General features: G+C 66.0%; 12 protein-coding genes. 9 read left to right on the top strand and 3 right to left on the bottom strand.

The genetic code is table 11. The features are described from left to right. Positions 1 to 7: 7 nt before the first annotated feature. Positions 8 to 499 (bottom strand): RidA family protein, encoded by a 492-nt coding sequence (locus C2138_RS02745; RefSeq protein ID WP_108515341.1) that lies wholly within the window; start codon positions 497 to 499, stop codon positions 8 to 10. 139 nt (positions 500 to 638) lie between these two features. Here C2138_RS02745 and C2138_RS02750 point away from each other — a divergent pair, with 139 nt between their 5' ends. The 4 genes from C2138_RS02750 to C2138_RS02765 are packed head-to-tail and all read left to right on the top strand — an operon-like array spanning position 639 to position 6,485. Next, positions 639 to 1,892 (top strand): aminotransferase class V-fold PLP-dependent enzyme, encoded by a 1,254-nt coding sequence (locus C2138_RS02750; RefSeq protein ID WP_108515343.1) that lies wholly within the window; start codon positions 639 to 641, stop codon positions 1,890 to 1,892. Then, positions 1,889 to 2,989 (top strand): FAD-dependent oxidoreductase, encoded by a 1,101-nt coding sequence (locus C2138_RS02755; RefSeq protein ID WP_108515345.1) that lies wholly within the window; start codon positions 1,889 to 1,891, stop codon positions 2,987 to 2,989. The genes C2138_RS02750 and C2138_RS02755 overlap by 4 nt, the downstream gene beginning before the upstream one ends. Then, positions 2,986 to 4,527, top strand: a complete 1,542-nt coding sequence (locus C2138_RS02760) for a gamma-glutamyltransferase (protein ID WP_108515347.1) — start codon at positions 2,986 to 2,988, stop codon at positions 4,525 to 4,527. The genes C2138_RS02755 and C2138_RS02760 overlap by 4 nt, the downstream gene beginning before the upstream one ends. 8 nt (positions 4,528 to 4,535) lie before the next feature. Then, on the top strand, positions 4,536 to 6,485 hold the full coding sequence (locus tag C2138_RS02765; RefSeq protein ID WP_108515349.1) for a primary-amine oxidase: 1,950 nt from the start codon (positions 4,536 to 4,538) through the stop codon (positions 6,483 to 6,485). 86 nt (positions 6,486 to 6,571) lie between these two features. On the opposite strand, the gene C2138_RS02770 is transcribed toward C2138_RS02765, so the two are convergent. Next, positions 6,572 to 7,300, bottom strand: coding sequence for a GntR family transcriptional regulator (locus C2138_RS02770; RefSeq protein WP_108515351.1), 729 nt, complete (start codon positions 7,298 to 7,300; stop codon positions 6,572 to 6,574). A 191-nt stretch (positions 7,301 to 7,491) separates the two neighbouring features. Further along, positions 7,492 to 7,854 carry a cupin domain-containing protein gene (locus C2138_RS02775; RefSeq protein WP_108515353.1) on the bottom strand — a complete coding sequence of 121 codons (363 nt, stop codon included), beginning with the start codon at positions 7,852 to 7,854 and terminating at the stop codon, positions 7,492 to 7,494. Between the two features lie 51 nt (positions 7,855 to 7,905). On the opposite strand from C2138_RS02775, the gene C2138_RS02780 reads away from it, so the two are divergent. The 5 genes from C2138_RS02780 to C2138_RS02800 all read left to right on the top strand — a co-directional run bounded on the left by C2138_RS02780 (position 7,906) and on the right by C2138_RS02800 (position 13,958). Then, positions 7,906 to 8,862, top strand: a complete 957-nt coding sequence (locus C2138_RS02780; protein ID WP_108515355.1) for a PDR/VanB family oxidoreductase — start codon at positions 7,906 to 7,908, stop codon at positions 8,860 to 8,862. Between the two features lie 66 nt (positions 8,863 to 8,928). Beyond that, positions 8,929 to 9,462, top strand: coding sequence for a hypothetical protein (locus tag C2138_RS02785; protein WP_108515357.1), 534 nt, complete (start codon positions 8,929 to 8,931; stop codon positions 9,460 to 9,462). An 84-nt stretch (positions 9,463 to 9,546) separates the two neighbouring features. After that, on the top strand, positions 9,547 to 10,881 hold the full coding sequence (locus tag C2138_RS02790) for a Rieske 2Fe-2S domain-containing protein (protein ID WP_108515358.1): 1,335 nt from the start codon (positions 9,547 to 9,549) through the stop codon (positions 10,879 to 10,881). Then, positions 10,874 to 12,397 carry a glutamine synthetase family protein gene (locus C2138_RS02795; RefSeq protein ID WP_199220496.1) on the top strand — a complete coding sequence of 508 codons (1,524 nt, stop codon included), beginning with the start codon at positions 10,874 to 10,876 and terminating at the stop codon, positions 12,395 to 12,397. Before C2138_RS02790 ends, C2138_RS02795 begins: the two co-directional genes overlap by 8 nt. 46 nt (positions 12,398 to 12,443) lie before the next feature. Then, positions 12,444 to 13,958, top strand: coding sequence for a GMC family oxidoreductase (locus C2138_RS02800; protein ID WP_108515360.1), 1,515 nt, complete (start codon positions 12,444 to 12,446; stop codon positions 13,956 to 13,958). Positions 13,959 to 13,966 lie beyond the last annotated feature (8 nt).

Consider the following 13,966-nt stretch of genomic DNA (forward strand, 5'->3'; position numbering starts at 1 on the left):
CGCTCCGCTAGGGGCGGGGCGCGCACTCCAGGCTGAGCCACAGTTCAAAGCAGTGATTGCTGGAGAGCGCCGCGGCTCCGACGGAGGCTCTGCCCATGGCTCCGACCTCGCGGCCGAAGACGTCGTTGAAGAGGTCGCTCACTCCGTTGGAGACCTCGTGTGGTCTGTCGAAGCCGGGCGGGCAGGTCACAAAGCAGAGGCCTCGCGACATCGCCACAACATCGTCGAGGGAGCCGAGCGCGTATCTGATCATGCCGAGGGCGTTGAGGCCCGTGACTCTGGCGGCCTCGTAGCCCTGCTCAACCGTGATGTCGACCCCGACGACGCCGGGGTTAATGAGCGTGCCATCGCGGTGTTCCGGGGTGAGGCCGCTGAGTTCGAGCAGGTTGCCGATGCGGTGGAACGGGCGGAGGTTTCCGTAGCGCTGCCCGTAGGGCGGGTTGGCGTAGTCCGGGATTTCGAGACCCAACTCCTGGGCCCTCTGCTCGGGTGTGCTCATGATTTTTGCCCCTATCTGCCGTGTCTTCGTGGCGCTTGTGAGTGTGAGGTGACTCTAATGCATCCAGTTCATGTAATATGGGATCCAATCTTAACGAAGCCCTGATCACAGGCGCCGAATCACGGGGAAAGAGAAACGCATGGCATTCGGAGAGTTATTAGCCGACAGCGGCGACCGATCAGCCGCGGATGCGGTGATCGACGTGGCCGCCGAGCGCGCGCGCACTCTGGGAACACGCACTCGCCACTACTTCAACTCGGCGGGTGCTGGTCTTGCGAGCTCCGGTGTCATGAGCGGCATGATCGACCATCTCCGCAAAGAGGAGCAGGGTGGGGCCTATGAGGCTGCCGCCCTCGTGGCCGACGACCTCAACGCCATCTACGTGCACGCTGCGCAGCTTCTCGGCTGCGACACCGACGAGATCTCGCTGCACGATGCGGCGACAACCGGCCTTCGGGTTGTGTTCGACGCTCTCCGACTCGGTGCGGGAGACACCGTGATCGCGCCGCGCTCAAGCTACGTGAGCCAGGCCCTGCGACTCCTCACCCTCGAGAAGGTTGACGGGGTCACCCTGCGCATTATCGAGAACGCTCCCGACGGCACCGTCGACCTCGCCGAACTCGAGGCCGCACTCATTGCCGCCCCCGGTGCTGTCATTAGCGCGGTCCATGTGCCGACATCATCCGGACTCGTTGAGCCCGTTGCTGAGATCGGCGTGCTCGCACAGCGGCATGGTGCCGTTTATGTGCTCGATGCGACGCAGTCGGTCGGTCAGATCGATATCGACGTGCGCGCAATCGGCTGCGATGTGCTGGTTGCCACGGGTCGCAAGTTTCTTCGCGGCCCGCGCGGAACCGCGTTCAACTACGTTCGTCGCGGCTTTCTCGAAACACTCAAGCCGTGGGCTCCCGACGTGCGTGGCAGTGAATGGAGCGGCGAGACGGAATGGGTCACCCCCGTCGCCGCGCGGTCGCTCGAAACCTGGGAGGCCGCTATTGCGGGACGCATCGGTCTCGGGCTGGCGATTCGCGAGGCGCTCGAACGAGGGATGCCAGCAACCGAGTCATTTATCGCCGAAGGTGCTGCCCGCCTGCGTGCGGCGTTCGCCGAGATCGACGGCGTGACGGTCGTGGACCCGCCCGCCGCCACGGCAGGCATCGTGACCTTCACGGTCGACGGGATGCACGCGCGCGACGTCAGCAAGGAGCTCCGTGCACGGAGAATCGATACGATTGCGATACCTGCATCGCACGCCCAGTGGGATCTGGGCGCGCGAGGGATCGACGCCGTTGTTCGAGCATCCGTGCATGTGTACAACGACCAGTCGGACTTCGACGCGTTTATCGCCGCCGTAACCGATATCGCGGAGACCCAGAGAGGTGCAGCAGCATGAGCCAGCTCAGCAGCGAGACCGATGTCGTCGTTCTCGGCCTCGGCATTCACGGGGCCGCAACGGCCTACGAGCTAGCGCTTCGCGGGGTGAAGGTCGTTGGCATCGAGCAGTTTGAGGCGCTGCACGACCGTGGCTCCTCGCACGGGGCAACCCGCATGATCCGTCGCGCCTACCCCAACCCGGTCTGGAACCCGCTCGTCGGTGAGGCATTCGACGGATGGGCGCGCTGGGAGGCCGCGGCAGGCACCACCTTCTACACCCCGACCACGGGTCTCTACGCGCACAGGGGAGAGGCCACCATGCAGGGCGGTCGCAGTCGAGCGGTCGAAGCCGGCCACGTCACCGCGCTCATGCCCTCCGTGTCGTTCCCCGAGGGGCATAACGCGGTGTACGACCCCGACGCCGGTGTTCTCGCTGCCGCCAGCGCCCTCGAGTTCGCGCACTCGGCGGCCCGTCGCCATGGGGCCGAACTCTCATTCGGTGAACGCGTCATCTCGTGGGAATCCGACGAGAACGGCGTCACCGTGACCACGGATGCTCGCAGCATCCGGGCATCAAAGCTCGTCGTCGCCGGTGGGGCCTGGGCGTCGAGCCTGCTGCCCCGCTACAGCGAGCGCTTCGAGGTGTGGCGCATCGTCACACTCGCGGCCCGGACCGGCCAGACGTGTGCGCAGCCCCCGATGCTGGGAACCTTCTCCGTCGATATGGACGGCGGTCTCGTCTTCGGGTTGCCCGAGATCGGCGACGCCGGCGCCAAGATCGGCATCGACGCCGGCCCCGTGTGGGACCCGAACACCCCTGTCGGTGACGCGACGCCGGCCGAAGTCGATCGCCTCACGCAGCTGTTCCGCGCCTTCGTGCCCGACATCGATCTTGAGGGCGCCGAGGCCGTCGCGTGCCTCTACACGATGACCCCCGATCTCCGCTTTGTGATCGGCGAGATCCCCGGCCAGGCCAATGTCATCGCGGCGGCCGCGTGCTCGGGTCACGGCTTCAAATTCGGCCCCGCCATCGGCGCCGCCGCTGCCGACCTTGCGCAGGGCATCGCCCGGCCCGACCTCGACTTTGTTTCGCCCATGAGATGGGAAGCAGCATGACTTCTGGTGTGACCAACCCTCGATCCGTAGCGATCGCTGCCCCGCATCCCGCAGCCCTCGACAGCGCCAAAGCGGCCGTCGACGCGGGGGGCAACGCGATCGACGCAGCGCTCGCCGCGGCCGCAGCGCTCACGGTCGTTTATCCGCACCAGTGCAGTCTCGGTGGTGATCTGATCGCTCTGGTTCGCCGGTCAGACGGTCAGGTCACCGCCGTCCTCTCGGCGGGCGCAGCCCCCGCCGCAGTCGACGTCGAGCGTCTTTCGAAGCTCGACCGGATGCCGGGCCAGGGCCCAGACACGGTTACCGTGCCGGGCGTCGTCGCCGGCTGGGAGGCTGTTGCCTCGCTCGGCGCGACCCTTGCTCTGGCTCCCGCCTTCGAACGCGCAGCGGCGCTTGCAGAGAGCGGCTACACGGTGTCGCCGGGGCTCAACCGGGCCATCCAGGGGCGGCGGGATGTTCTGCTCGCCGACAAAGGAATGGTCGAGGTTTTCGGCGATGGTGCTGGAGGGCTCAAGGGCGAGGGCGACCACGTCGTGCAGCCAGCCCTCGCGCGCACCCTCACGGAACTCGCCGGCAACCCGGGCGCAATGTACCGCGGCCGCATCGCCGAATCGATCGCCGGAACGCTGACCTCTCTGGGTGGCGCTATGAGTGCCGACGACTTCGCGGCCCACAGGGTCGAGATCACCGACCCCGTTCGGGCGGAGATCGGGGGAGCCTCGTGGTGGGTCGCACCCCCGCCCACGCAGGGCGTTGTGCTTCTCGGAATTCTGCCGGATGCCCTCGACTCTGCCGACACCTGCAACCCCGAACTCGTCGCCGCTGTTAACGACGCGCTTCGGGCTCGCACCGCCAACCTCGGCGACCCGCGCGGCGGGGACATCAACGTCGACGCCATGCTCGACCCGCGCGGTCGCGCCGCTGAGGGTTCGCTTCCCCGCCCCGGTCGTGCGCTGGGCGACACGGTCGCCATCGTCGCGGCCGACACCGACGGAACCGTTGTGACCCTCATCCAGAGCGTTTACCAGTGGTTTGGCTCCGGCATTCTCGACCCCGGCACCGGCGTCGTTCTGCACAACCGTGGCTCAGCGTTCAGCACCGACCCGTCGCATCCCGCCCATATCGGCCCAGGCCTGCGCCCGCCGCACACACTCCTGCCCGTCATCGCGCAGAAGGACGATCTCGTCATCGGGCTCGGATGCCAGGGCGGCAGCGCCCAGGCATGGATTCTCTCCCAGGTGGCGCGCGAGCTCATCGACCCCTCAAGCGACCCCGCCGAGGCGCTCGGCCGGGGCCGCTGGGTCATCGGCGCCCGCGACCTCGGATTCGACGAGGCAACCCTGATCGCTGAGCCCGGCACAGAGGCCGCCGCCGACGCGGCAGCAGCTCTCGGACTCGGTACCGCTCGTCGCGACGCCCAGTTCGACGAAGCCGGCCATGTGCAGGTCGCCAGAATCCGCCTTTCAGACTCGACCCTCGACGCCGCGAGCGATCCCCGCGCCGACGGTCGCGCCACCGTACTCAGCCCACGACAGTAAGGAAACGCATGACCACCTCACCACGCCATGTACTCGACCCCCTCCTGCCGGAGGAGATCGACAGCTTTATCGCGGAGATTCGCAAGAGTGATCGCATTGGAGAGAACCCGCGTTTCTGGGGCATCCAGGTCGATGAGGACAAGGCTGCCGCCACCGTCGCGGGTGGCGCACGCCCCGTTCGCGTCGTCGTGATGAATAACGCTGCTCGCGCGGCGTGGGAGGTTCGCGGCTGGACGGGAACCGCCGAGACTGCTGCGTTCATCGAAGGTTGGACCGACGTCGACCACCGTCGCCCCGGTGTCTCCTCCGACGAAGCCCGCATGATTTCGCAGGCCGCGCGCAAGTCGCCGCTGCTGCTGGAGGCGCTGGCCAAGCGTGGCATCACCGACGCCTCGCTCGTCTGGGTCGACCCCGAGTCGATCACGGGCTTCGAACCAGAAGACATCGCCGACCGCCGCCTCTCGTGGGGAACGGTCTGGTTCCGCGAGTCGAACGAAGACAACGGCTACGGTCGCCCCGTCGCCGGTGTCGTGCCGATCCTCGACCTCGACACCCTTGAGGTCATCCGGGTCGAAGACCACGGCGTGATCCCCATGGCGTCGGAGACCAGCCGCTACGAGTCGGGCACGTGGGGTGCCGACCGTGAGGTATCGGTTCTCGACATCATCCAGCCGAACGGGCCCGGATTCGATGTTGAAGGGCACACTGTCACCTGGCAGAACTGGTCGTTCACGGTCGGGTTCACGCACCGCGAGGGACTCGTTCTTCACGACCTCAACTACAACGATCATGGAGCCGTGCGCCCCGTGCTCAAGCGCGCATCCGTCAATGAGATGTACGTGCCGTACCTCGACAGTGACCCCACCGCGTACCGCAAGAACTTCTTCGACTGGGGCGAGTATGGCGCTGGCCCCCTCACCGCGTCGCTTGAGCTCGGCTGCGACTGCCTGGGTGAGATCCGCTACTTCGACGTGACCTACCTCGACGGTTACGGCGAGGCGCAGGTCATCAAGAACGGCATCTGCCTGCACGAGGAGGACGACAGCATCCTCTGGAAGCACGTCAACACGCGCATCAACACCTCAGAGGTTCGCCGCTCGCGCAAGCTCGTGATCTCGGCCTTCGCTACGGTCGCCAACTACGACTACGGCTTCTACTGGACTCTTCGCCAGGACGGCTCAATCGAGCTTGAGGTCAAGCTCACAGGCCTCATGTCGGTCTCGGGCATCGCCGACGACGAGAAGCCCCGCTTCGGTCGGATGGTCGCGCCCAACGTGCAGGCCCCCACCCACCAGCACTACTTCGCTGCCCGCCTCGACACTGCGGTTGATGGCATCCGCAACCGCGTCGTCGAGGTTCACGCCGAGATGGAGCCGGATGAGGCGCTCAACCCGTACGGAAACGCCGTCGTCGCGGTTGAAACGCCGCTGACCTCTGAGCAGCTCGGTGCGCGAATCGCGGACCCGCAGCGCGCCCTGCACTGGCGAATCGAGAACGACGAGGCCACGAACCGCAACGGCGAGAACACGGCATACCGGCTGACGGTGCCGAACTTCGCCCAGCTTTACGCCCGCCCCGGAGCGGTCGTCGAGCGCAAGGCGCCGTTCGTGTCGAAGCAGCTCTGGGTGAGCCAGTACGACGCAGAGCAGCGATTCATCGCAGGCGAGTACCCCAACCAGGGCGAGCTCGGCGACGACGGTGTTCACGTCTGGCAGCAGGCCGACCGCTCCCTCGACGGAGAGCGTCTCGTGCTGTGGCCCGTCGTGGGCGTTCACCACTTTCCGCGGCCAGAGCAGTGGCCGATCATGCCCGTCGACCACATCGGCTTCAAGCTCGAGCCCGACGGATTCTTCGACCGCAACCCATCGCTCGACGTTCCGCCGTCGGCAGCCGCGTCGCATGGTGCAGCGTCGCACGGTGCAGCATCGCATGGCGACGCAGCGCCCAGTTGCCACTAGCGGGCAGCTGACCTAAAAAAGGATCCCGCATGGCCTCGAGGCCATGCGGGATCTTTGGTGTCGGTGGGGTCGTTGGCGCGCGGTCGTCAGCCCGTGTACACGGTCGACGACCGGCGTTCGTACCAGTGGGCGAGGTGTTCTCCGGCGCTCAACACATGGTCGCGAACGAGGGATGCGGCAAGGTCTTCGTCGCCGGCCCGGAATGCCTCGATGATGTGCTGGTGCTCCTCGAAGTTCTCGTCACGGTGGCGAGGATTGTCTTTGAGTACCAACGCGGAGACGTTGCGGGGGAACGCGTCGTTGAGGTCGGTGAGCAGCCGCTCAAGCCGGGAGTTAGCCGCGGCCTTGTAGATGAGGGTGTGGAACTGGTCGTTCGCGCTGCCCTTCGATGCTGCGGTCTTCTCTGCTGCCGCGGGGGTGTCGGATGCTGCCGCCGCGGCATTGCGCTTTGACTGCTCGTACATCGCCGAGTTCACGGCCTCAAGCTCGTCGACCATTTCGGCCGTCATGCGTTTGACGCTGCGCCGGGCGGCGAGGGCTTCGAGCTCCGCGCGCACCTCATAGGCTTCGCGCACCTCCCACGGCACGGGAACTCGAACGATCGCCCCGCGGTTGGGCACGACCTCGATGAGGCCGCCCGTCTGGAGCTGGCGCAGGGCCTCGCGCACGGGGGTGCGGCTGATGCCAAACTCATTGGCGAGTTCGGCCTGACGCAGGGGGGCGCCAATCGGGATCTCACCCGACATGATCTTCGCCCGGATGCGGGCGGCCAGATCGTCGACAAGGGCGTTGCCGGATTCGGTCGTGGGGCTCATTGTGGGAGCGTTCCTATCTCTCTCTGGAGTGCGCTGTTGGCGCCCAGAGAATGCGTTTGTGGCCATCCAATCGTATCCACTTGGGCCATGGATTGGATGCGACTCTATAGCGCAGCGAACGTCGCCCTGCGCCGCAACGCGGGCAGCAGCGATAAATGCTCGCGTTGCTGCCCGCGGTGCTGACTGAGCTATTACGGCTTGTAGACGACGAAAACCTTGCGCAGGCGCTCGGTCACCCTCCAGGTGCCACACCAGCCGATGGGAAAGTAGGCGGAGTCTCCGGCCCGGATCTCCTGCGGTTCTCCGCCATCTTCGTGAACGGTCATGGCGCCTTCGACCACGTGGATGATTTCGCCTCTGGTCAGGAACTCCCAGCGCGAGAGCCCCGTCTCGGACTCCCAGATGCCGGAGACGACTCTGCGGTCTTCTGTCGCGAAGTCGACGCGGCTGCGCACGATCACTTCGCCCTCGAGTGGTTCGGCGTTCGGTGGCGCGAGGGGCTTCTCGTCGAGATCGGAGGCGGGGACGCTGGTGGGGCGATTGATGAGAGTCATGTAACGTATCCTAAACGGTAGAGATTGGATCCACTACCTCGGGAGGGAAACATGTCCGACGACAATGCGACCACAAGAAACGTGCTCGTGCGCAGCATGCGCCACGAGACCGACGGCGTAATCTCTCTCGAACTCGAGGCCCTAGAGGGCCCCCTGCCTCCATGGCAGCCCGGCGCTCATGTCGACATTGTTGTCGGTGACGGAACGACCAGGCAGTACTCCCTGTGCGGCCCGGCGGATGCTCGCACCTATCGCATCGGCGTTCTGCGCGAGCCCGACGGGCGAGGCGGATCCGCGCACGTTCATACAAGCGTGCGCCCGGGGGACAGGGTCGAGCTCAAGGGCCCCCGCAACCACTTCGCACTAGAAAGCGCCCCCGTCTACCGCCTCGTTGCTGGCGGCATTGGTGTGACGCCCATCCTCGCGATGGCAGCGCACCTCGAGGCGCAGGGCAGCGATTGGAAGCTTTTTTACGCTGGTCGAAGCCGCTCGACGATGGCCTTCATCGCCGAACTCGAGGCTTATGGCGACAAGGTCGTGTTCTCCGCTGACGACGAAGGCGCCCGTCTCGATCTGGGGGCCATTGTTGCGGATGCTCCCGCCGACGCTCTCTGGTACGCGTGCGGTCCATCCGGGCTCCTGGCGGCGCTCGACGAGACCCTCGTGGCGGCTGGCCGCGGCGACAATCTGCGCACCGAGCTCTTCGCGGTCCCCGTGAGCGACGAGCCTGCCGCGGCCACCGACGGGTTCTCGGTGGAGCTGCGGGCGTCGGGGATGACTCTCCAGGTTCCCTCCGACAGGTCGATCCTTGAGGTCGTGACCGAGGCGGGCATCGACGTCATGCATGACTGCGAAGAGGGAATCTGCGGCAGTTGCGAGACCAAGGTTCTCGACGGCGAGATAGATCACCGCGACTACGTGCTCACCAACCAGGAGAAGGCTAAGGGTGACTGCATGATGGTGTGCGTCTCGCGGGCCAACTGCCCCGTTCTTGTTCTCGACCTCTAGCGGCATGGGCTCGTGAGGCATGGGTCATGACATGAGAAGCGCGCTCGTCGCTGAGGTCGTGGTGTGATGCTCGCCGCGTGCTGGCTCATGATCGCGCTTGCGGCAGCATCGCTCGCGCTGTCGCTTGTGCGCGGCGCGCACGGGACATCGCTCATGGTGGTGGGGGACGTTGTCATGCTCGCGGCGATGGTCGACATCTGTCTGATCTCGTCTCACCTCGTCTCGCCCGTCGTGTGGGGCGGCGCGCTCCTCGTGCTGGCCGTCGCCGCTGCGGCTGCGTCGCGAATCCGACGGGGCCGCGCGGCCGACGCCTCTGCGCTGCACGACGGTGGACATCCGCTCGCCATGATCATCGGCGCTGGCTTTCTCATTCTCCTGGGCGCGGGTGGTCACCAGATGGCGTCCGCGGCTTCGGATGCTCACGCGCACGCTGCCGGCGGCGGGATGCTCGTCGGAGCGCTCGCGCTGGGTGCGGTCGCGCACGCGATCGTTGTCGTGGCGGGAGCTCGTTCGCTCGGCCGGGTGGAGGTCGCTCGTCGGCTCTCGGGCTCTGGCTCGCTTCTAGCGATGGCGGCAATGGCCGTCGCGGCGGGGTCCTAATCTCTGCGCCGTGGCTGCGCTTTGGACATCCTTGTGCCATAATTGGATCCAATCTTAAGTAAATCGGATGTAACGGAGGCCGCAGTGCTCAAGCGCGAGGACAACGAGAAGCTCACCCAAACCGGACCGGGCACGCCCCTGGGCAATCTCATGCGGTCGTACTGGCAGCCTGTGGCGCTGGTCTCGGAGATGCCGAAGGAGCGGCCGGTCAAGCCGGTTCGCATCATGAGTGAAGACCTGGTGCTCTTCAAGCGCATCAACGGCTGGGGTCTCATCAGCCGCTACTGCGCACACCGCGGCGTCGACCTCTCCTACGGACGACTCGAAGACGGCGGCCTGCGCTGCCTCTATCACGGCTGGCTCTACAACGATTCTGGCCGCTGCATCGAACAGCCCGCGGAGCCGCCGCACAGCCAGTTCCTGGACAAGGTGCGCATCTCCAACTACCCCTGCGTCGAGAAGAACGGCCTGATCTTCGCCTACATGGGCGCGGGCGACCCGCCGCCCTTCCCCGACTATGACTGCTTCACGGCACCCGACGAGTACACCTTTGCCTTCAAGGGGCTGTGGGACTGCAACTGGCTCCAGGGGCTCGAGGGCGGCATCGACCCGAGCCACGTCTCGTTCCTGCACCGCTTTGTGGGAGAAGACCCCCGCGATGTTTATGGCCAGCAGTTCAGCGAAGAGGTCGAGGGCACGGGGACCAAGCTCTCAAAGCTCGTGGGTGACCACTACCGCCCCGACATCGAGGTGGAGAGTGCAGAGCACGGCCTGCGCGTCTTTGCGATCCGCCAGCTGACGGAGGAACTCAAGCACGTTCGTGTCACGAACCTCATGTTCCCCAATGCGTTCGTCGTGCCGTTCGGCAACGGCAAGGTCTTCACCCAATGGCATGTCCCGATCGACGACGAGACCCACTACTGGTACATGATCTGGTACGACTTTGCCGAGAAGACCGACAAGGAGACCCTGCTGCAGCAGCGTCTCGAGGGTGTCTCGCTGCCTGACTATCGCCCGCTGCGCAACCGCGACAACAACTGGGGCTTCGACGCCCAGGAGCAGAACGAGCTCACCTACACGGGCATGGGACTCGACATCAACGTGCACGACCAGTGGGCCGTCGAGAGCATGGGCGCGATCCAGGACCGCACGGTCGAGCGCCTCGGCATCTCCGACCGCGCGGTGACGGCGAACCGCCGCCTGCTGCTCAAATCAATCGAGTCGTTCGAGGCGGGCAACGGCCTGCCGTCGCACCCCATCAGCGAAGAAGAGGCCGCGACGTTTGTCGGCCCCTACGCGGTTGACACGATCGCCCCGACCGAGGGATGGCAAGAGGTGTGGCTCCAGAAGGAGGCCGAGCGTCGCGCCCAGTCGCCGTGGGCTGGTGCAGCAACCCAGGAAGCAGAGATCGATGCGTAACGTCGACGAGCGCCTCGTCGCAGAAGGCGGCGGTGGCGCGACAGCGAAGCCGATGCTCGCGAAGGACCGTGGCGGCTTCATCGAGCAGCACGATCTCTGGACCGAGGCTCAGTATGCCGCCGCGGGCCAGATGCGCAGGGTCATGGACGAGGTCGGCATCGACATGGTGCAGTTTCTCTTCGTTGACCAGCACGGCATCCTGCGCGGCAAGACCCTCACCCGAACGGCGGTCCCCGCCGCGCTCAAGTCGGGGGTGCGCGCGCCGTCGACCCTGCTGCTCAAGGACACATCGGGCAAGAGCGTTTTTCCCGTGTTCTCGACCGAGGCCCTCGGCGGGCTCTCGCGCTTTAGCGGCGCCGGCGACGTTGTGCTCGTTCCCGACCCCACGACGTTCCGCGTGCTGCCGTGGTCAGACAACACGGGTCTCATCCTCTGCGACCTGCGGTTCCCCGACGGCTCCGTAGTTCCCTACTGCACGCGCAGCCTGCTCAAGCGGCAGCTCACCGCGCTCGCCGAGCAGCGTGACCTCGGCCTCACGGTCGGTCCCGAGCTCGAATTCCACGTGTTCAAGGCCGACGGCGGGTTTTCTCCCGATCGTGTCGGTGCCCCTGGTGCGCCCGGCGAGGCCCCGCGCACGTCGGCAACGACGGCGGGCTCGCAGTTGCTGCACGCCGAGAGCATGGACACGCTCGACGACCTCGTCGGCGAGCTCTATCGTGGGCTGACCCTGCTCGACCTGCCGCTGCGCACGATCGAACTCGAGTTCGGACCGAGCCAGCTCGAGATCACCCTTGAGGCCGGTGACGCCGCCAAGGTTGCCGATGATGTCATCCTCGCGCGGATGGCGGTTCGGCAGATCGCCCGACGCATGGGCTACCACGCCACGTTTATGTCCCGCCCTCTCGGCGCAGACACGGCGTCGACGGGCTGGCACCTGCATCAGTCGATGCGCAACCTCGTCACGGGACAGAACGTCTTCATGTCGCCGGATGCCGACGGCATCCTCTCCGACACCGGGCGCTATTACCTGGGCGGGCTTCTTGCGCACGCCGAGGCCGCGGCTGCGTTCACGACGCCAACCGTCAATGGCTACAAGCGATACCAAGCCTTCTCGCTCGCGCCCGACCGCATCCTGTGGGGCATCGATAACAAGGGCGCCATGGTGCGTGCGGTGGGCGGAGCTGGCGATGATGCGACGCGGCTCGAGAACCGCTCTGGCGAGCCAGCGGCAAACCCCTACCTCTACATCCTGTCGCAGCTCGTCAGCGGCATGGACGGCCTCGACCGGGCTCTCGAGCCAGGCGAGCCGACGGAGAACCCGTATGCCGATGACGTGACCAAGCTGCCCAAGTCGCTCGGGGCGGCCGTTGAGGCTCTCGCGGCGGATGACGTGTTTAGGGCAGCACTGGGTGACGACGTGATCACGTGGTTCACGACGATCAAACAGGCCGAGTACGACCGCTATCTCGCACAGGTCAGTGACTGGGAACAGCGCGAGTACTTCTCCCTGATCTAACGGCTCACATCGTGCTGAGTCTGCCTCGAACACGAAAGGTCCTGCCGTGAGCACAGCACTGCCCGCTCAAGTAGACGTCATCGTCGTCGGGGGTGGCACGAGCGGAAACGTTGTAGCCGCTCGGCTCGCCGAGGCAGGCCGGAACGTTCTCGTGCTCGAGGCCGGGCCCGATTTTGGGCCGTTTGGTGACCCGCGCTGGCCCGCCGACATCCTCGACGCGACCAGGCTGGGGCATTCCAACGACTGGGGTTACGACTCGGGCGACACCCTCGATGTGCGGGTGTCGTTCGAGCGGGCGCGCGCGATCGGCGGGTGCTCGGACTTCAACGGAACGACGCAGACGTGGGGTCACCGCAGAGACTACGACTCATGGGCAGAAGCAGGTCTCGAAGGGTGGGCGACGGATGATTTGCTCCCGTTCTTCGAGGCGGGCACGAAGGCCATGCGCGTCAAGGACTACCGCGTAGACGAATTGACGTCGTGGCAGCGGGTGTGGTTCGACGCGGCTCCCGCCGTGGGGATTCCCCAGCGCCACAACCTCAACGATCTCGACGAGGGGCCAGCCGTGGCTCCCGAATCCAACAACATCGTGGACGGCATCCGCTTCAACACGGCGTTCGCCTATCTCGACCCGGTGCGATCGTTGCCGAACATCAGCATCGTGGGCGAGGCACACGTCGCCCGCGTGCTCGTTGACCGGGGAGTCGCGACGGGAGTCGAGGTGCTCTGGCGCGGAGAGAGCCACATCGTGCGGGCGCAGCGCGTTGTTGTCGCCGGCGGCGCTTTCAACTCGCCCCAGGTGCTTCAGCGCTCAGGCATCGGCAACCCGGACTTTGTGCGGTCGCTCGACATCCCTGTTGTCCAGCCGCTTCGCGGCGTCGGCGAAAACCTGCACGACCAGCCGTTCTCCCTCATGAGCTGGGCGGGCAGCGACCGCATGACCAGCGAGATGGATGCCCTGCGTGCCGAGGGCTGGGCGCCCGACGAGCAGGCGATGGGCAAGGCGGCGTCGAGCTTCGACCCCGACGTCTTCGACCTGCACTTCTTGCCCTACAGCCCGACGCACCGCGGCGACGTCAAGCGGTGGAGCTGCGGCGTGAGCGCACTCCAGCCCGTGTCGCGCGGCTATGTGCGCATCACGAGCCGAGACCCCGAGGCTAAGCCCGTCATCGACCATCGCTTCTTGAGCGATCCGGAACGTCGGGATGCTCGTGTGCTGGCGGAGGGTATGGAGATTCTGCGGGAGATGGCATCGCAGCCGGGCATCCGCGAGCTGGTGGGGGAGGAGATCCACCCCGGCATCAGCGCGGTCCCCACGTTTGACGAGCTCGTTCACTTCGTTGAGCGGAACCCCGACAACTATTGGCACCCGGTCGGCACCTGCCCCATGGGATCGGCCGACGACGAGAAGTCCGTAGTGGATGCGCGGGGCTCCGTTCATGGCATCGAAGGACTCACGGTCGCCGACTGCTCGATCATGCCCATGATTCCCCGCGCGACCACGGCCATGCCTGCCGTAGTCGTTGGCGAGCGCATCGCCTCGTTCCTCGTCCAGAACTAACCGCAAGG

The organism is Salinibacterium hongtaonis (assembly GCF_003065485.1).
Classification (GTDB): domain Bacteria; phylum Actinomycetota; class Actinomycetes; order Actinomycetales; family Microbacteriaceae; genus Homoserinimonas; species Homoserinimonas hongtaonis.